The sequence below is a fragment of the Nocardia cyriacigeorgica NBRC 100375 genome (genome assembly GCF_000308555.1).
Classification (GTDB): Bacteria; Actinomycetota; Actinomycetes; order Mycobacteriales; family Mycobacteriaceae; genus Nocardia; species Nocardia cyriacigeorgica.
Genome location: NZ_BAFY01000193.1, coordinates 1 through 17,202, shown reverse-complemented (window position 1 = coordinate 17,202; position 17,202 = coordinate 1). Strand labels below are relative to the sequence as shown.

17 protein-coding genes are annotated in these 17,202 nt (G+C 68.9%); 10 read left to right on the top strand and 7 right to left on the bottom strand.

Annotated elements, in window-relative coordinates; genetic code table 11:
- The first annotated feature begins 1 nt into the window (after position 1).
- The 7 genes from RJ05_RS19340 (at position 2) to RJ05_RS19310 (ending at position 9,265) form a co-directional block, all read left to right on the top strand.
- On the top strand, positions 2-1,267 hold the full coding sequence (locus RJ05_RS19340) for an MFS transporter (protein WP_081597422.1): 1,266 nt from the start codon (positions 2-4) through the stop codon (positions 1,265-1,267).
- Positions 1,268-1,563: 296 nt separating this feature from the next.
- A complete protein-coding gene (locus RJ05_RS19335; protein WP_051016737.1) occupies positions 1,564-3,045 on the top strand; it encodes a nitrate/nitrite transporter in 1,482 nt (493 codons plus the stop codon).
- Between the two features lie 25 nt (positions 3,046-3,070).
- Positions 3,071-5,620: a nitrite reductase large subunit NirB gene (gene nirB / locus RJ05_RS19330; RefSeq protein ID WP_036539106.1), complete on the top strand. Its 2,550-nt coding sequence runs from the start codon at positions 3,071-3,073 to the stop codon at positions 5,618-5,620.
- Between the two features lie 144 nt (positions 5,621-5,764).
- Entirely contained in the window at positions 5,765-6,166 is a 402-nt protein-coding gene (nirD, locus tag RJ05_RS19325; RefSeq protein ID WP_036539105.1) for a nitrite reductase small subunit NirD, read from the top strand.
- Complete coding sequence (locus tag RJ05_RS19320) at positions 6,163-7,383, top strand: uroporphyrinogen-III synthase (protein ID WP_036539104.1); 1,221 nt, start codon at positions 6,163-6,165, stop codon at positions 7,381-7,383. The genes nirD and RJ05_RS19320 overlap by 4 nt, the downstream gene beginning before the upstream one ends.
- Positions 7,380-8,135: a sirohydrochlorin chelatase gene (locus tag RJ05_RS19315; protein ID WP_036539126.1), complete on the top strand. Its 756-nt coding sequence runs from the start codon at positions 7,380-7,382 to the stop codon at positions 8,133-8,135. The genes RJ05_RS19320 and RJ05_RS19315 overlap by 4 nt, the downstream gene beginning before the upstream one ends.
- A 128-nt stretch (positions 8,136-8,263) precedes the next feature.
- Positions 8,264-9,265, top strand: coding sequence for an alpha/beta hydrolase (locus RJ05_RS19310; protein WP_036539102.1), 1,002 nt, complete (start codon positions 8,264-8,266; stop codon positions 9,263-9,265).
- Between the two features lie 12 nt (positions 9,266-9,277).
- Here RJ05_RS19310 and RJ05_RS19305 read toward each other — a convergent pair whose 3' ends face one another.
- From RJ05_RS19305 to RJ05_RS19295, 3 genes are all read right to left on the bottom strand, one after another.
- Complete coding sequence (locus tag RJ05_RS19305; RefSeq protein WP_051016736.1) at positions 9,278-9,916, bottom strand: NUDIX hydrolase; 639 nt, start codon at positions 9,914-9,916, stop codon at positions 9,278-9,280.
- 161 nt (positions 9,917-10,077) lie between these two features.
- Positions 10,078-11,160: a CapA family protein gene (locus tag RJ05_RS19300; RefSeq protein WP_036539101.1), complete on the bottom strand. Its 1,083-nt coding sequence runs from the start codon at positions 11,158-11,160 to the stop codon at positions 10,078-10,080.
- 9 nt (positions 11,161-11,169) lie between these two features.
- A complete protein-coding gene (locus tag RJ05_RS19295; RefSeq protein ID WP_036539100.1) occupies positions 11,170-11,529 on the bottom strand; it encodes a VOC family protein in 360 nt (119 codons plus the stop codon).
- Positions 11,530-11,701: 172 nt separating this feature from the next.
- On the opposite strand from RJ05_RS19295, the gene RJ05_RS19290 reads away from it, so the two are divergent.
- Together RJ05_RS19290 and RJ05_RS19285 are read left to right on the top strand one after the other, a co-directional pair.
- Positions 11,702-12,160 (top strand): VOC family protein, encoded by a 459-nt coding sequence (locus RJ05_RS19290; RefSeq protein ID WP_036539099.1) that lies wholly within the window; start codon positions 11,702-11,704, stop codon positions 12,158-12,160.
- A 78-nt stretch (positions 12,161-12,238) separates the two neighbouring features.
- The gene (locus tag RJ05_RS19285; protein WP_036539098.1) at positions 12,239-12,574 is read left to right on the top strand and encodes a TfoX/Sxy family protein; all 336 of its coding nucleotides are present in this window, start codon (positions 12,239-12,241) and stop codon (positions 12,572-12,574) included.
- A gap of 285 nt (positions 12,575-12,859) precedes the next feature.
- Here RJ05_RS19285 and RJ05_RS19275 read toward each other — a convergent pair whose 3' ends face one another.
- Positions 12,860-14,233, bottom strand: a complete 1,374-nt coding sequence (locus RJ05_RS19275) for an MFS transporter (RefSeq protein ID WP_036539096.1) — start codon at positions 14,231-14,233, stop codon at positions 12,860-12,862.
- Positions 14,234-14,271: 38 nt separating this feature from the next.
- On the opposite strand from RJ05_RS19275, the gene RJ05_RS19270 reads away from it, so the two are divergent.
- Entirely contained in the window at positions 14,272-14,667 is a 396-nt protein-coding gene (locus tag RJ05_RS19270) for an ArsR/SmtB family transcription factor (protein WP_036539095.1), read from the top strand.
- Positions 14,668-14,738: 71 nt separating this feature from the next.
- On the opposite strand, the gene narI is transcribed toward RJ05_RS19270, so the two are convergent.
- The 3 genes from narI to RJ05_RS19255 form a co-directional block, all read right to left on the bottom strand.
- Entirely contained in the window at positions 14,739-15,497 is a 759-nt protein-coding gene (gene narI / locus RJ05_RS19265) for a respiratory nitrate reductase subunit gamma (protein ID WP_036539094.1), read from the bottom strand.
- Positions 15,494-16,174 carry a nitrate reductase molybdenum cofactor assembly chaperone gene (narJ, locus tag RJ05_RS19260; RefSeq protein ID WP_036539093.1) on the bottom strand — a complete coding sequence of 227 codons (681 nt, stop codon included), beginning with the start codon at positions 16,172-16,174 and terminating at the stop codon, positions 15,494-15,496. Before narJ ends, narI begins: the two co-directional genes overlap by 4 nt.
- Positions 16,175-16,226: 52 nt before the next feature.
- Positions 16,227-17,202, bottom strand: a 976-nt coding sequence (locus tag RJ05_RS19255) for a nitrate reductase (protein WP_036539091.1), incomplete at its 5' end; no start/stop codon positions are given.

Here is a 17,202-nt window from a genome sequence, read left to right as displayed (position 1 = left end):
GGTGACCGCAACTCTGCCCGAGACCACCAGCAGCCCCGCAGGCTCGGCGACGGCCGCACGCCGTCGCGCGCTGACCGAAGGCCGGCTGCTCGTACTCGCGGCGATCATCATGTCGGCGCTGGTGTTGCGCGTCGCGGTCACCGCCTTCACTCCGCTGGCCGAGGAGATCGGCCACGAAATCGGATACGGCACCGCCGTCGTCGGCGTGTTCGGCATGATCCCCACCCTGATGTTCTCGCTGTCCGGCCTGCTGACGCCGGTCATGGTGCGCAGGCTCGGCCTGGAACGCACCGCGCTCGTCGCCATGCTGATGGCCGGCCTCGGCATGCTCATCCGGGTGTTCGTCTCCGGCACCGCGGAACTGTTCGTCTTCTCCGCACTGGCCCTCGGCGGCATGGGTGTCGGCAACGTCGTGATCCCGCCGCTGGTCAAGCGGTACTTCCCGGACCGGCTCGCGATCGTCAGCGCGCTCTACATCACCATGGTGCAGATCGGCACCGTGCTGCCCGCGCTGGTGGCGGTGCCCGTCGCCGAAGCGCACGGCTGGCGGATCTCGCTCGGCATGTGGGCACTGCTCGGCTTCGCCGCGGCCGTCCCGTGGTTCGGGGTGCTGCGCGACCGGCGCGGCCGCGACAAGGCCGACACCACCGCCCTGCCCGCCGACGCCCACGCGGCCACCGGCAAGGCCTGGCGTTCACCGGTGGCCTGGGGCATGGCCGGCATGTTCGGCATGACCTCGCTGACCACGTACTCGATGTTCACCTGGCTGCCCACGATCTTCGCCGACGCGGGCGCGAGCGCGGCCTTCGGCGGCTCGATGGTCGCGCTGTTCGCGGTGGTCGGCCTGATCGCCGCGCTGACCGCGCCGACCGTCGCGGCCCGGATGTCCAACCCGTTCCCCGTGGTGATCGGCTGCGCGGTCTGCTTCTTCGTCGCCTTCACCGCGCTGCTGATCGCACCGATGAGCGCGCCGATCCTGTGGGTGATCGTGCTCGGGCTCGGCCCGAGCACTTTCCCGATGGCGCTGACGCTGATCAACCTGCGGACCCGCACCCCGGCCGGTTCGGCCTCGCTGTCGGGCTTCACCCAGGGCGTCGGTTACGCGGTGGCCTGCGCGGGCCCGGTGCTGTTCGGCATGTTGCACACCGCGACCGACGGCTGGGCCGCGCCGTTCGCCTTCCTCGGGGTGGCCGTGCTGGTGCTGCTGGCCGGTGCCTGGCAGGCGTGCAAGCCGCGCATGCTCGAGGACACCTGGTCGGCCCGCTGATCAACGCTCCCGGCGCCGCTGCGAGTGCATCGGCAGCGGCGCCGGATGTCATCGCATCGAATTCGCAGGACTTGCGGCCGAGCGTGACGCAGGTCATGCTGACAGGCGACCTCACCGCGCCGGAGTGCGCGAGCAGGCATTCGGACACCTGCGGAAACCGTTGCGTCACATGCCCGAAACATCTCACCCACATATCCCGTGCAGGGTGAGCAACCGTTGATTTGACGGTCATTTTCCGCAGCATTCCGGCAATACCCGTTTCCTACCGTGGGGCCAACCGATTTTGGGAGGCCCTGTTGTTGAGCACGCTGACGCGTAACCGCAACCTCGAGCATTGGGATGCCGAGGATGTCGCGGCCTGGGAAGCAGGCGGCAAGGACATCGCCAAGCGCAATCTGATCTGGTCGGTGATCGCCGAGCACATCGGCTTCTCGGTCTGGTCGATCTGGTCGGTGATGGTGCTGTTCATGCCCGCCGACGAGTTCGGTATCGACCCGGCGGGCAAGTTCTTCCTCGCGGCGGTGCCGACCCTGGTCGGCGGATTGCTCCGGATCCCCTACACCGTGGCCACCGCCCGCTTCGGCGGACGCAACTGGACCGTCTTCAGCGCGTTCATGCTGCTCATCCCGACCCTGCTGACGTTGTACTTCATCAATCAGCCTGGCACCTCGTACACCACGTTCTTGATCGTGGCCGCGTTCGCCGGTTTCGGTGGCGGCAACTTCGCCTCCTCGATGACCAATATCAACGCCTTCTACCCGCAGCGGCTCAAGGGCTGGGCGCTTGGCCTGAACGCAGCGGGCGGCAATATCGGCGTCCCCGTCATCCAGCTGCTCGGTTTGCTGGTCCTGGCCACCCTCGGCGATGGCTACGGCTCCCTGATCTGCGCGATCTACCTGGTGCTCGTCGCACTGTCCGGTCTCGGTGCCGCGCTCTTCATGGACAACCTGAAGAACCAGAAGGCCGACCTGTCCTACATGGTGACGGCATTGAAGGTGCCGCAGTCCTGGGCGATCGCCTTCCTCTACATCGGCACCTTCGGTTCGTTCATCGGTTACAGCTTCGCCTTCGCCCAGATCTTGCAGATCAGCTTCAAGGCGGGCGGGGACACCGTCGCGCAGGCCGCCGTGCATGCCGCGTCGATCGCCTTCATCGGCCCGCTGCTCGGTTCGCTGGCCCGCCCGTACGGCGGCAAACTGGCCGACCGAATCGGCGGCAGCAAGGTCACCATCGTCGTCTTCGGCGCGATGATGGCCGCCGCCCTCGTCGTCGGGCTGGCGAGCATGATGGCCGACAACAACGGCGGTGTCGCCGACGGCAGCGTGATGACCGCCATGGTCATCGGCTTCATCGCCCTGTTCATTCTCTCCGGGTTCGGCAACGGCGCGGTCACCAAGATCATTCCGTCGGTGTTCGACGCCAAGTCCAAGAGCCTGGACGCGAGCCCGGCCGAGCAGGCCGCCTGGTCGCAGAACACCTCGGGTGCGTTGATCGGGTTCGTCGGCGCCATCGGTGCGCTCGGCGGTGTCGGCATCAACCTGGTGCTGCGCTCGTCCTACGCGTCCACGCAGTCCGCGACCACCGCCTTCTGGGTGTTCATGGGCTTCTACGTCGCCTGCGCCTTCGTCACCTGGGCGGTGTTCCTGCGCAGGCCGAGCATGCGGGTCCGCGAATCCGGCACCGACACCGACGTCGTGGTCGAGGCCGAGGCCCTGGTTCTGGAAGCCGAGGCCGCCAACTCCACCGCCCGGTCCACCAACTCGTCGGCTCGCGCCTGACACCGATCATCCACGGAGGACAGTCATGAACTCGACAGTCGAATCCACTCAGCGCAAGACCGTGGTGGTCGCCGGCCATGGCATGGTCGGGCACCGGTTCGTTGAGGCGCTGCGCTCCCGCGACGAGGCAGGCCAGTGGCAGGTCGTGATCCTCAGCGAGGAGAAACTGGCCGCCTACGACCGCGTCGGGTTGTCGTCCTACGTGGGTAACTGGGACGCGAGCGCGCTCGCCCTGCCCGGCAACGAGTACGCCGGCGACGAGCTGGTGGAGCTGCGGCTCGGCCAGCGGGCCGAATCCATCGACCGCGCCGCCCGCAAGATCACCACCTCCACCGGCGAGACCATCGGCTACGACGCGCTGGTCCTGGCCACCGGCTCCTACGCCTTCGTGCCGCCGGTGCCCGGCCACGACAGCGAGGGCTGCTTCGTCTACCGCACCCTCGACGACCTCGACGGCATCCGCGACACCGCCGCGGCGGCCGGTCCCGGCGCGCACGGTGTGGTCGTCGGTGGCGGTCTGCTCGGACTGGAGGCGGCGAACGCGCTGCGTCTGCTCGGGATGACCCCGCACGTCGTCGAATTCGCCGACCGGCTGATGCCTGCCCAGGTCGACACCGGCGGCGCCGCCATCCTGGAGAAGCTGGTCTCGGATCTGGGCCTGCACGTGCACACCGGTGTCGGCACCTCCGCGATCGAGATGGTCGAGGGGGCGGACCCGGCGACCAAGCTGAAAGTCACCCTGTCCGACGACAGCACCATCGACGCCGCGATGGTCGTGTTCTCCGCCGGTATCCGCCCGCGCGACGAGATCGCCCGCGAGGCGGGCCTGGACGTGGGCCCGCGCGGTGGCATCATCACCGACCTCGGCCTGCGGACCTCGGACCCGAACATCTACGCCGTCGGTGAATGCGCCGCGGTCGAGGGCGTCTGCTACGGCCTGGTGGCACCCGGCTACACCACCGCCGAGATCGTGGCCGACCGGCTGCTCGGCGGGGCGGGGGAGTTCCCCGGCGCCGATATGTCCACCAAGTTGAAGCTGCTCGGCGTCGACGTCGCCAGCTTCGGTGACGCGCACGGCACCACCGACGGCGCACTGTCGGTGGTGCTGCACGATGCCGCCAAGGGCACCTACGCCAAGCTGGTCATCTCCGATGACGCGCAGACCCTGCTCGGCGGCATCCTGGTCGGCGACGCGTCTCAGTACGCGGCGCTGCGCCCGCTGGTCGGCCGTCCGCTGCCGGCCGAGCCCGCCGCGCTGATCTCCCCGGCCGGTGCCGAACTCGGCGCCGACGCCCTGCCCGACGACGCGCAGATCTGTTCCTGCAACAACGTCAGCAAGGGCGCGATCTGCGGCGCCATCGCCGACGGCGCCTGCGATATCCCCGGCGTCAAGAGCTGCACCAACGCGGGTACCTCCTGCGGTGGCTGTGTGCCGATGATCAAGAAGCTGCTCGAGCAGTCCGGCGTGGAGATGTCCAAGGCGCTGTGCGAGCACTTCGAGCAGTCGCGCGCCGAACTGTTCGACATCGTGCAGGTCACCGGCATCCGCACGTTCTCCGAGCTGATCGGCAAGTACGGCAAGGGCACCGGCTGCGACATCTGCAAGCCGACGGTGGCCTCCATCCTGGCCTCCACGTCGAGCGATCACATCCTCGACGGCGAACAGGCCGCGCTCCAGGACACCAACGATCACTTCCTGGCCAACCTGCAGAAGAACGGTACCTACTCGGTGGTCCCGCGGATGCCAGGTGGTGAGGTCACCGCCGAACAGCTGATCGTGATCGGCGAGGTGGCCAAGGAATTCGATCTCTACGTCAAGGTCACCGGTGGTCAGCGCATCGACCTGTTCGGCGCGCGGGTGGACCAGCTGCCGCTGATCTGGAAGCGGCTGGTCGACGCGGGCATGGAATCCGGTCACGCGTACGGCAAGTCGCTGCGCACGGTCAAGAGCTGCGTCGGCTCCACCTGGTGCCGCTACGGCCAGCAGGATTCGGTGGGCATGGCCGTGCTGCTGGAGAAGCGCTACCGCGGACTGCGCTCGCCGCACAAGCTCAAGCTCGCTGTGTCGGGTTGCGCCCGCGAATGCGCGGAGGCGCGCGGCAAGGACGTCGGCGTGATCGCCACCGAGAACGGCTGGAACCTCTACGTCGGCGGTAACGGCGGCCTCACCCCGAAGCACGCGGTGCTGCTGGCCGGCGAGCTCGACGACGAGACGCTGATCAAGTACATCGACCGCTACCTGATGTTCTACATCCGCACCGCCGACCGGTTGCAGCGCACCGCGCCGTGGCAGGAATCGCTGGAAGGCGGCATCGACTACGTCAAGCAGGTGGTCTGCGAGGACAGCCTCGGCATCGCCGCCGACCTGGAAGCGGCCATGGCCAAGCACGTCGAGGGCTACCGCGACGAATGGGCCGCGGTGCTCGAGGACGAGGACAAGCTCTCGCGTTTCGTGTCCTTCGTCAACGCGCCGGCGGAAGCCGACCCGACGATCGCGTTCGACGACAGCGGCGAGCGCAAGGTGCCGGTCCTGCTCGGCGTGCCCGACATGCCCGGAGGCGGCAGCGGAGCGTAACCACGGAGGGCGTGGCGGGCAGGCCGCGACGAGGCAGCGTGCCCGACATGCCCGCCGCAACTGCTACGCCCGGGAAATGACGGCTTAACCGCGAGGAAACAGGGCGCCGGTACCAATGGGTAAGGCGTTTGGAGGAGAACCCCGATGACCGTGATCGAAACTACCGGCATTGCCCCGGCCACCACCGGATGGACCCAGGCCTGCCGTCTCGACTACCTGATCCCAGGCCGCGGCGTTGCGGTGTTGCTGAAGGGCGGCCGCCAAGCCGCGCTGTTCCTGCATTCCGACGGCGCGGTCTACGCCGTCGGCAATATCGACCCGTTCGGCCGTGCCGCGGTGATGTCGCGCGGCATCATCGGCGACCGGGGTGGCGTGCCCGTCGTGGCTTCGCCGCTGCTCAAGCAGGCGTTCTCACTGATCGACGGGCGTTGCCTGGACGACGAGTCGGTGTCGCTGCCGGTCTACCGGGTGCGTGTCGACGACGGCATCGTCTCGGTATCGAACGAACCCGTCGTCGGCGGTACGGACTCGGACGGATCGGCATGACGACTCCCGACGCGGGCGCGTCGCTCGCGGGCTTCACGGTCGGCATCACGGCCGCACGGCGTTCCGAAGAGTTCGCCACCCTGCTCACCCGGCGCGGCGCGACCATCGTCTCCGCTCCCGCCATCCGCATCATCCCGCTGGCCGACGACACCGAACTCGAACGGGTCACCCGCCGCCTGGTCGACGATCCGCCGCAGATCACCGTCGCCACCACCGGTATCGGATTCCGCGGCTGGATGGAGGCCGCCGAAGGCTGGGGGCTGGCCGAACAACTGCGCGACACCTTGGCCGGCACCAGGGTGGTGGCTCGCGGCCCGAAGGCCAAGGGCGCCATCCGCGCCGCGGAACTGCGCGAGGAATGGTCGCCTGCCTCGGAGTCCTCGGCCGAGGTGCTCGATCACCTGCTGGCCGAAGGCGTGGAAGGCGTGCGGATCGCGGTGCAGTTGCACGGCGCCACCACCGAATGGGAGCCGGTACCCGACTTCTGCGAGGTGCTGCGCTGCGCGGGCGCCGACGTGGTGCCGGTGCCGGTGTACCGGTGGACCCCGCCCGATGATCAGGGCCCGATGGATCAGCTGATCGAGGCCGTCGTCACGTCGAGCCTGGACTGCGTCACCTTCACCAGTGCGCCCGCCGTGGCGTCGATGTTGATGCGCGCCAAGGAAACCGGGATGATCGAGGGCCTACTGCACGCCTTGCGCGGCCGGGTACTCGCCGCCTGTGTCGGACCGATCACCGCGGCTCCGCTCGAGGAGCTGGGTGTGCCGACGTCGATGCCCGCGCGGGCGCGGCTCGGTGCGCTGGCCCGCCACGTCGCCGAGGAACTGCCGCGGCGCGCCAACCGGATTCACGCGGCCGGGCACACCATCAGTGTGCGCGGTGGATGCGTGGTCGTCGACGGTGTGGTGCGTCAGCTCGCTCCCGCACCGATGTCGCTGATGCGGTCGCTGGCCCGTCAGCCCGGCCGGGTCGTGTCCCGGGAGGATCTGCTCGCGGCGCTGCCCGGCGGCGGTGACGACACTCATGCCGTGGAGACGGCGATCGCGCGGCTGCGTGCCGGCCTCGGCACCCCGAAAGCCATCCAGACCGTGGTGAAACGCGGCTACCGATTGGCGCTCGACCCGGCCGAATGTATCGACAACAACCCACGCCCCGTGGTGCCCGGAGTCGGAACGCCGACCCGGGCACCGCGCTTTGCCCAGGCGGTCACGTGGTGAGCGCGCCCGCCCTGGTGCTGGTCGCGCACGGCACCCGCAGTACCAAGGGCGTGCAGATGATCGCGAGCCTGGCCGAGGCGGTCACGCGTGAGCTCGACCGCCCGGCCCTCGGTGGTGTCGATGGATTCGGCGGCGTGCCCCGCGTGCGCACGGCGTTCGTCGACGTCCTCGGCCCGTCGCCGTCGGAGGTCCTGCGCGATCTGGCCGACCGCGCGGATTCGGTTCCGGCCGTGGTGGTTCCGGCGTTCCTGGCTTCGGGTTATCACGTCTACCAGGACGTCCCGCGCGAGATCGCCGACAGTGCCCACCCGTGCGTCGCGGTGACGCCGGCCATGGGACCCGACCCGGCCCTGGCGCGGATCATGCACCTGCGGTTGCGTGCGGCCGGATGGCGTCCCGGCGACGCGGTGGTCTTCGCCGCCGCCGGTTCGTCGGATGTCCGTGCCCGCCAGGATGTGCGGCGCGCGGCGGGCATGCTCGCCGAAAACCTCGGCGCGCCGGTGCGCATCGCCTACGTCGCCACCGGTGCACCTCGGGTGCCGGAGGTCGTCGCGGAATTACGCGACAGTGGTGCACAGCGCGTGTTCATCGCCTCGTACCTGCTGGCCCACGGCCTGTTCCAGCAGCGCCTGCACGACGCGGGCGCCGACGGCGTCGCCGACCCGATCGGCGTCCACCCGGCGGTGGTGCGGTTGATCGCCGAGCGCTACCGCGCCGCAGCAGGGGAGTTGACGCAGACCCGGGTGCGGTGACACAGAGCTCGCCCTCGGCGCAGCCATCGGCTACCCACATCGCGGACAGCGGCATCGTGCGGACACGCTCGGCGAACACGCCGGTCGGTGCACCGGGCGCGCCGTAGGGCCGTGGTAGAACTCCAATCATGTACCGGCTCCCGCGATGCCTGGTGTCCTTGTTCGCGCTCGGCGCGTTCCTCTTCCCCACCGCCGTGGTGGCGGTGATCGTTCCCGGTCCCGCCACCGCTGCTCCGGGCGGCTCCGCGATCCTGTCGGTGCGGCCGCTGGGTGGGCGCCAGCTCGAGGTGGTGGTCCATTCGGCCGCCATGAATCGGCCGATCACGCTGTGGATGTCGCATCCAGGTGCGGGTGCGCCGACGTTGTACCTGCTGAACGCGGTGGACGGCGGGGAGGACGGTGGACCGTGGACGCGGCGCACCGATGTGGCGCAGTTCTTCTCGGACAAGCACGTCAACGTGGTGGTGCCGATGAGTGGGCGGGCCAGCTATTACACCGACTGGCTGGCCGACGATCCGGTGCTCGGCCGCAATCAGTGGGAGACGTTCCTGAGCCGGGAGCTGCCGCCGCTGCTGGCCGATAGGTTCCAGACCTCGGGACGCAATGCCGTTGCGGGGCTGTCGATGTCGGCGACCTCGGCGCTGAATCTGGCGATCCGCTCACCCGGCCTCTATCAGGCCGTCGGCGCGTTCAGCGGCTGCACCCGCACCAGCGATCCGATGGCCGTCGCCACGGTGTTCACCCAGCTCGGCGTGTTCGGTGCGAACGCCGCCAATATGTGGGGTCCGCCCGGACATCCGGCCTGGGCCGAGCACGATCCGATGCTGCATCTGGACCGCCTGCGTGGGCTCGCGGTCTACGTCTCCTCCGGTAACGGCGGCCCGGGCGCGCACGAAACTCTCGCCTCGCCCGATATCAACGGCAACCCGATCAAGCTGGCCGATCGCATGCTCGTCGGCGGCGCGATGGAGGCCTTCGTCAGCGGATGCACCCGCCCGCTGGTGGACAGCCTCGCCGCGCAGCGCATCCCGGCGACGATCAACCTGCGCCAGGGCACGCATGCCTGGGAGTACTGGCAGGACGATATGCATCAGTCGTGGTCGGTGTTCGCGCCGGCGCTCGGAGTCTGAGGCGCCTGCGGCTCATTCCCAGGCGAAGCGGGGTTGTTCCATCTGATCGACCCTGGTGTGCCTGCCGTGCAGCGCCACCTCGCGGAATTGGTGCAGGATCGCCGCGGTCGGTGCGTGTAGGAACCCGCCGAGCAGCGGCAGCCGGATGAGCGGCCGGTCCGATCCGGCGATCCGGCCGAACGTCGGTTCGACATCGAGTTCGGCGAACGGGATCCGATGCACGACCGCCACTTCGGTGGGATTGGGGGCCAGGCCCGGATCCTCGCCGACCCACGCGACCACCGGCGTCATGATGTAGCCGGATCTGGTCGGATAGTCGTCGAGCAGGCCGAGCGCCGCCGACCGGTTCAGTTCGACGCCCAGCTCCTCGTGCAGTTCCCGCAGGGCCGCGGCGATCGTGTCCTCGCCGGGGTCGAGCCTGCCGCCGGGCAGGGCCAGTTGCCCGGCATGGGCGCGCAGGGTCGCCGCGCGCTCGGTCAGCCAGATCGCCGGTCCTTCCGGGGAGGTCACGACGGCGATCGCGACTGCGGCGGGCTTGTAGCCGTTCGGCTCGACAGCTCGGCGAGGGAACGACCGCAGGGCATCGGCCAGCGTGGTTCTGGTGTCGTCATCGGACCTGGTTGCCCACCGCTTCGCGCCGCCGTCGGACATCCACGCACCTCACCGTCGTTCGCACCGGGTCCGGCCGCGGTCGGCGAGATGCGCTGACGGCATCCTGGACGGCGGCCGGTAGTCATCCGACGATAACGCCGCACACTTCCACGCGAGCATCCGGACGTTCGCTGGATGGGACGGCCCCGCCCGGCGATCGGTCAGATCGTCAGCATGTCATCCGCGTCGAGCTGGACCCGCGTTCCGAACCGGGCACTGATATCGGCGAGCCGATCCCGCAACCAGCGCGCCTGGACGCCGCCGGCGCGTCGCAACCGCATCCGGCGCACGCACAACGGCAGCATCCGCACCGTGGGTTCGCCGCCGACGGTGACCAGGTACAGCAGGCGCAGATCCGGGCGATACGCCTCGTGACCGCCGATGCCTTCGTAGTCATCGATGACGTCGCCGCACCCGTACAGAATCGGATTGCCGCGGTAGACCTCGACCGGTCGCGGATGGTGCGCCGAATGACCGTGCACGATGTCGACCCCGGCGCGGATCAAGCGATGCGCGAATTCCTGTTCGCTCTTACTGATTCCGTAGCCCCAATTCGGTCCCCAGTGCACCGACACGATCAGCAGGTCACCGGCGCGTCGATGGGCGATGAGCCGGCCGGCTATCTCCTCGGCGTTGCGTGCGCCGGGACGGTCGATCCACCACAGTCCCGGCCGGTCCGGTCCCGCCGCCCACGACGCGGGCACGCCGCTCGTTCGGGCACCCACGGAAACGACCAGCGCGCGGCGTCCCTGAGCCAGCGGCAGGATCGCGGGAGCTCGGGCGGCCGCCAGGTTCCGGCCCGCGCCCACCGCCCGGATGGACGTCTGCGCCAAGGTGTCGAGGGTGTCGAGCAGGCCCTGCCGCCCGAAGTCGAGCGCATGGTTGTTGCCGAGCGCGCAGGCGTCGGGCGCGATCGCGGTGAGGGCGGCGATATTGCCCGGATGCATCCGGTAGTGAATGCCCTTGTCCGGCTCGAAACTGCCGTCGGCGGTGATCGCGGTTTCCAGGTTGAGGACCCGGATGTCGGGTGCGAGGTCGTCGAGGATCTGTGGGACCTCACCCCACGGCCACGCGGGGTCGACCGGGCGTGGAATGGGGCCGTTCACGCGTTCGGCGGATTCGACGTACTGCCTGGCGTCGCGTACCCAGGACTCGCGCAGTTCGGGCCGTCCCGGTCGCGGCAGGATCTGGTCGACGCCACGACCGAGCATGACGTCACCGCCCAACAGCACCGTGACCGGCATACCCGCTGATCAATCCAGGTCGTACGCGGTCGGATGCAGCGGCTCGTAGAGACCGATCTCGCCGGCACCGGGCACCGTCACTCTGGTGACCCGGCCCCAGCCGGCCTCCTCGACCTCGTCGGCGACCTCGACGCCTTTGGCGCGTAGCTCGGCGATCGTGGACGCGAGGTCGTCGCACATCAGATACATCTCGGTGCGGCCGCCGTCGGCCGGACCGGTGGGATGTACGGCCAGCTCGGCGGGTGGCGAGGTGAAGATCAGCCAGCCGTGCCCGGCATCCACGTGGGGCAGGCCGAGGACGTCACGGAAGAACGCTCGCGCGGCCTCGGCGTCGCTCGCGTAGAGGATGGAATGCGCACCGGTGATCATGTCGAAACGCTATCAGCGTGGGTGTTCGGGTCGTGGTCGTTTGCGCGCCTCGCCGACCGCATCGGAGCCGAACGAAAAAACTTCTCGCGAATCGGCCGAGATGTGTCGAGCAGGTCCAGCGAGCTCCGACTACCGGATGACAGCACGTCACACCCGAGCAGAGGAGAACATCATGTCCAGCGTCAACACCTTCCTGTGGTTCGACAACGCGGCCGAGGAGGCCGGCGAGCTCTACACGTCGGTCGTGCCGAATTCGCGGATCGTGGAGATCACCCGCAATGACGACGGGTCGGCCTTCATCGTCACCCTCGATCTCGACGGGCACACGGTCACCTTGATGAACGGTGGACCGGGACACCCGCACAGCGACGCGGCATCGTTGCAGATCGTCGTCGACACGCAGGACGAGGTCGACCGGCTGTGGGATGCCCTCACCGCGGGCGGCGAACCGGGCCCGTGCGGCTGGCTCACCGACCGCTACGGTCTGTCCTGGCAGGTGGTGCCGTCGGTGCTGCTGCCCACGCTCATGGGCGGCGACGATCCGGCCAAGACCATCGCCGTCGGCACCGCCCTGCGCACCATGTTCAAACTCGATGTGCGGGCCTTGCAGGACGCCTACGACCGAGCCTGAGCTCGGTGTTGCGGCGACTCCCGGTCCCGAGCCGATCGGGACCGGGATTTGTCGGTGCCGGGGTCCACACTGTGACCCATGGCATACGACGAGGAACTGGCCGAACGCATCCGCGACCTCATCGAACCCGGCCCCGCCGTCGCCGAACGCAAGATGTTCGGCGGCCTGTCCTTCCTGGTGGCCGGCAATATGGCGCTGGCCGTCAGTGGGAAGGGCGGGCTGCTGGTCCGGGTCGGCCCCGAACTCGGTGAACAGCTCATCGACGATGACGGCGTCCAGCAGGCGGTCATGGGTTCGCGCGAGATGACGGGTTGGGTGCGGGTTTCAGCGGCGCACGTCGAGGACGACACCCGGCTGCGCGAATGGGTGGGCCGAGGCGTCGAGTTCGCCCGCTCGCTGCCGCCCAAGGACTGATCAGGCGGCTTCCACCCGAGCGCGCAGGTTGGCGGCGAAGCTCCTGGCAGCCAGGAGGTCGTCGTCATCGGGATGGCCCTTCTGGATGCCGCCGACGATCCGCAACGGTAGCCAGGTGTCGAAACCGCGGCAGGTGAAGGTGTCGACGACGTCGAAACCCTTCTGCTTTCGAGTCTTGCCACGGCCCCGCCCCCTCGGAGCCCGGTGGCAGCCTACCGGGCGCCCGACGTGCTCGTGATCGGAACGTCGTTGTCTTTCCGAGGGTTTGGGGCCGTGTGTTCGTGCTCAACCGGCAAGAGCGAGGTCGCGTGTGGTCCTGGTCGGCCAGCGCGGGTGTTCGGCGTCGATGACGAACTCGTGGGTGTGCTGGTACAGCCGCTCGCTCACCTGGATGGCGTCGGTCAGCCGGGCCGGGTCGATGGTGCCCACTTCGTGCAGGTGGGTGATCACCGCCGGGTCGTGCCGCGGCCAGGCCCGCAGCGCCACGGTGGCACCGACGGCGGCGAGTACGGCCAGGGTGACCCAGGTGACGGTGAAACCGGCTGTGGTGCTGAGCCATCCGGTGAGCGGGTAGGTGATCAGCCAGGCCACGTGCGAGAGCGAGAACTGGGCGGCGAACAGGGCCGGGCGGTCGGCGGCTCGTGAGGAGCGGCGCAATACCTGACCGGTCGGGGTCAGCACCGCGGCGGTGCCCGCGCCGATCAGCGCCCACACCGCGAGCACGGCGCCCCATCGCCATTCACCCGCGGTGGCCGTCGAGAGCGCGATGGCCGAGCCGAGGCCGGCGAGCAGGGTGGCCGCACCGCTGAGCATGACCGGCCGGGCGCCGACGCGGTCGAGGAGGCGAGGAAGCGTCAGCGCGACGAGCATGGTGCCGAACCCGTTGGCGGCCAGCAGCATCGCCACACCCGACTGGGTGCCGCCGAGCGTGTCGCGCACGTAGTTCACGGTGTTGACCATGATCACCGAGCCGGCGGCGGCGACGACCAGGTTCAGGCCGAGCAGCCCACGCAGCCGCGGGGTGGCGGCGAAGATGCGCATGCCCACCGAGATGCGAGCCAGGAAGGAGCCGTCCGATGCGGCGCCGGCATCCGGGATCCGTGTCGCGATCACCAGCACCGCCGACACCACGAAGCCGATGGCGGTACCGACGAACAGCCAGTGGAAGCTGACGAGCGCCAGTGCCGCCGCGGCGAGCATCGGGCTGAGCAACGTCTCCATGGTCGCGGCCAGCTGCGACGCCGACAGCGCCCTGGTGTACTCGCGCTCATCGGGCAGGATGTCCGGGATGATCGCCTGATAGGTCGGGGTGTAGGCGGCCGAGGCGGTTTGCAGCACCGCGATCAGCACGTAGATCTGCCAGATCTGATCTATGAACGGCAAGGCCAGCACCACGAGCGCACGGACCACATTGAGGCCGACGAGGAACAGTCGCCGGGGGAACCGGTCGGCGTAGGCCGCCACGATCGGCGCCACCGTCACGTAGACGAGCATCTTGATGGTGAGCGCGATACCGAGCACCGCCGCCGCATCGGCCCCGGCGAGTTCGTAGGCGAGCAGGCCGAGCGCCACCGTGGTGAGTCCGGTGCCGAACAGCGCGGCCACCTGGGCGGTGAACAGCCGCATATAGTCGCGATTGGCGAACAACGAGGTGATCATCGGGCGCTCCTGCTTCCTACGAGGCTTATTATCTGCGTATGGATGCAGATAGCAAGGAACTGCCGCCCCGTATTCCCGACGACGAACTCGACTTGGTCGTGGAGATCTTCCGCATGCTCGCCGACGGCACCCGGATCCGCGTCCTCTGGGCCCTGACCAGCGGCGAACGCTCCGTCAACGAACTGGCCGAGTACGTCGAAAAGCCCGCCGCCTCGGTCTCCCAGCACCTGGCCAAACTGCGCATGGCGCGCCTCGTCCGCACCCGGCGCGAGGGAACGACGGTGTACTACAGCATCGAAAACGCCCACGTCCGGCAGGTGGTGATCGACGCGATCCACAACGCCGAGCACGCGGGCTCAGCAGTACCGCCGCACCACCGGGCCGATCCCGCCGTGCCGTCGATTACGCACCGGGTCGCCGATCGGGACCGCTAGCAGCGGCACACGCGCGCCGCGTCGTCGATCGTGAAATCGCGATCACACTGACCGAAGTGACGGCTGTCGGCCTACCGCCAGCGTTCCGGGGTCACCGGCGAATCCCAGGCCCGCGAGTAGCGGCGCTTGTCCGGTGCGGCTACTTCCTTGCTGCGGTACACCACGTAGGGCCGCACCAGATAGCCGATGGGGGCGCTGAACATGTGGACCAGGCGGGTGTAGGGCCATAGGAAGACCAGGGTGAGGACGACCAGGCCGTGGAGTTGGAACGGCCAGGGGGTGTCGACCATCAGTTCGGGCTGGGGGTTGAGGGTGAAGAGGCTGCGGAACCAGGGGGAGACGGTTTCGCGGTAGTTGTAGGTGCCGAAGATCAGGTTGGCGCCCCAGGTGTTCATCAGGCCGGTCACCAGCGCGGCGGTGAGCAGGGCGTACATCATTTTGTCGTTGCCGGTGGTGGCCTTGCGGACCGCGGTGACGGTGCAGCGGCGGTAGAGCAGGATGGCGACGCCGGCCAGCACCGACAGGCCCGCGACCGAACCCGCGCCGACGGCGATCAGGTGGTAGGTGTGCTCGCTGATGCCGACGGCCTCGGTCCACGATTCGGGGATCAGCACGCCCAGCACGTGGCCGCCGAAGACGCCGACCATGCCGAAGTGGAACAGCGGGCTGCCCAACCGCAGCAGGCGGGTCTCGTAGACCTGTGAAGAGCGTGTGGTCCAACCGAATTGGTCATTGCGGTAGCGCCAGATGTGGCCGAGTACGAACGAGGTGAAGGCGATGTAGGGCAGGATCAGCCACAGTTCGGTCGGCAGGTGCAGGGGAGTGTTCATCGACGGCCTTCGGCTTGTTCGAACATCGTGGGATCCATCGCGAAGGGGTCGAGTCCGACCTCTTCCTCCGGCGGACCCTGGGCGGCGAGTTCGGCGATCTTGCGCCGATCGGCGGTGGTCAGCGGCGGCAGCGTGGCGACGACAGCCGCTAGCGCACCCGCATACGGGGAACCGCTGTCCGACAGCGACAGCCGCAGCAGCTCCAGCACCGGGACGTGCTCGCCGAGCAGGCGCTCGCCGCCGACCGGGTCGACCGTCGCCGCGAATTCCAGCAGCACCGGCAGATGGTCGGGCAGTTCCTCGTCGCCGAGTTCGACCCCGGCGTGCCGGTAGGCATGCTTGAACCGCAGCAGCGCCATCCCGCGTTTGCGGGTATCGCCGTAGGCGTAGAAGGTCAGGTGCAGGCTGGCCCGGCGGCGCATGTCGAAGGTTTCGACGTACTGGGCGGCCAGCTCCAGCGGGGGAGTCGTCCGCAGGTGCAGCACCACGGCCTCGAGCGGCGTCCGCACCGCGTCAGGCAGCTGCGCCACCGCTTCGGCCAGTTGATCGAGCACCTTCAAGGTGGCGTCGCTCGGGTAGTCGAGCAGCAGTGCGGCAGTCCGCCACACCAGTCGGCGGTCGCGATCACTCAGGGCGACAACGGGTTCCGGGCGACGCCGGATCTTCAGCAGCGCCACGGCGAGCCTCCCTCGGTGCGAGCCTGCGCCGAGCCACGGGACTGCCTGCCGATCATGGCCGCCCGCCCGTCGCGCTACCCGCGGTGTCGGCGAGCTCGTCGCCCGCGGCGTCGTCGACGCCACTGCCGTTGGCTCCGTTACCTGCGGATCCGTTCACCGCATGCCCGTTCCCGGCTGAGCCGTTGCCGGCCGAACCGTTCCCGCCTGCCCCGTTCCCGTTCGCACTCGGCAGCAGCCCCGAGGTGCTCTTCCCGTCCCAGTTCAGCAGGTTGATCCGCCCCGACTTCGCCTCGGGCGCAGCCTCATTGGTGTCGGTGAGCTGGAACTTCTCCACCATCTGGTCGAACGCGGTCATCCCCGGTCCGCCGTCGGTGTCCAGCGAGCAGCCGGTGGCCAGCGAATCCAGTTCGTGCGCCTTGGAGGTCGCGCCCTGCGGGATGACGTAGCGGTGCTCGTATTTGGCGATGGCCAGCAGCCGGTACATCGCCTCGATCTCTTCCGGCTCCAACCGCACCGACGGCGCGATCGACGGATCCGGCTCCATCCCGAGGTTCACCGACCGCATGAACGAGCGCATGGCCGCCAACCGCTGCAACGACGCCCGCACCGGGCCGATCTCGCCCGCGGTGAACAGTTCGGCCAGGTACTCCACCGGGATGCGCAGGGCGTCGATGGCGCCAAACAGGTTGCCCACGTCCTCGGCGTCGTGGCCGGTCTCCGACAGCACGTCGACCACCGGCGACAGCGGCGGCACGTACCAGACCATCGGCATGGTCCGGTATTCCGGATGCAGTGGCAGCGCGATCTGGTAGTCGACGATCAGCTTGTAGACCGGCGAATCCTGCGCGGCCTGAATCCAATCCGGCGAGATGCCGGCGCGCTCGGCCTCGGCGATCACCCGCGGGTCGTGCGGGTTGAGGAACACACCCAGCTGCGACGGGTAGAGGTCCTTGGTGTCGGTGACCGAGGCGGCCTCGAGCACGGCGTCGGCGTCGTAGAGCATCACGCCGATGTAGCGCAGCCGTCCG

Coding starts and splice junctions, on each gene's coding strand:
- nirD (WP_036539105.1), top strand. CDS start 5,765: ATGACCGTGATCGAAACTACCGGCATTGCCCCGGCCACCACCGGATGG.
- RJ05_RS19300 (WP_036539101.1), bottom strand. CDS start 11,160: ATGCCGGTCACGGTGCTGTTGGGCGGTGACGTCATGCTCGGTCGTGGC.
- RJ05_RS19320 (WP_036539104.1), top strand. CDS start 6,163: ATGACGACTCCCGACGCGGGCGCGTCGCTCGCGGGCTTCACGGTCGGC.
- RJ05_RS19290 (WP_036539099.1), top strand. CDS start 11,702: ATGTCCAGCGTCAACACCTTCCTGTGGTTCGACAACGCGGCCGAGGAG.
- RJ05_RS19295 (WP_036539100.1), bottom strand. CDS start 11,529: ATGATCACCGGTGCGCATTCCATCCTCTACGCGAGCGACGCCGAGGCC.
- nirB (WP_036539106.1), top strand. CDS start 3,071: ATGAACTCGACAGTCGAATCCACTCAGCGCAAGACCGTGGTGGTCGCC.
- RJ05_RS19310 (WP_036539102.1), top strand. CDS start 8,264: ATGTACCGGCTCCCGCGATGCCTGGTGTCCTTGTTCGCGCTCGGCGCG.
- RJ05_RS19305 (WP_051016736.1), bottom strand. CDS start 9,916: ATGTCCGACGGCGGCGCGAAGCGGTGGGCAACCAGGTCCGATGACGAC.
- RJ05_RS19275 (WP_036539096.1), bottom strand. CDS start 14,233: ATGATCACCTCGTTGTTCGCCAATCGCGACTATATGCGGCTGTTCACC.
- RJ05_RS19285 (WP_036539098.1), top strand. CDS start 12,239: ATGGCATACGACGAGGAACTGGCCGAACGCATCCGCGACCTCATCGAA.
- RJ05_RS19270 (WP_036539095.1), top strand. CDS start 14,272: ATGGATGCAGATAGCAAGGAACTGCCGCCCCGTATTCCCGACGACGAA.
- narI (WP_036539094.1), bottom strand. CDS start 15,497: ATGAACACTCCCCTGCACCTGCCGACCGAACTGTGGCTGATCCTGCCC.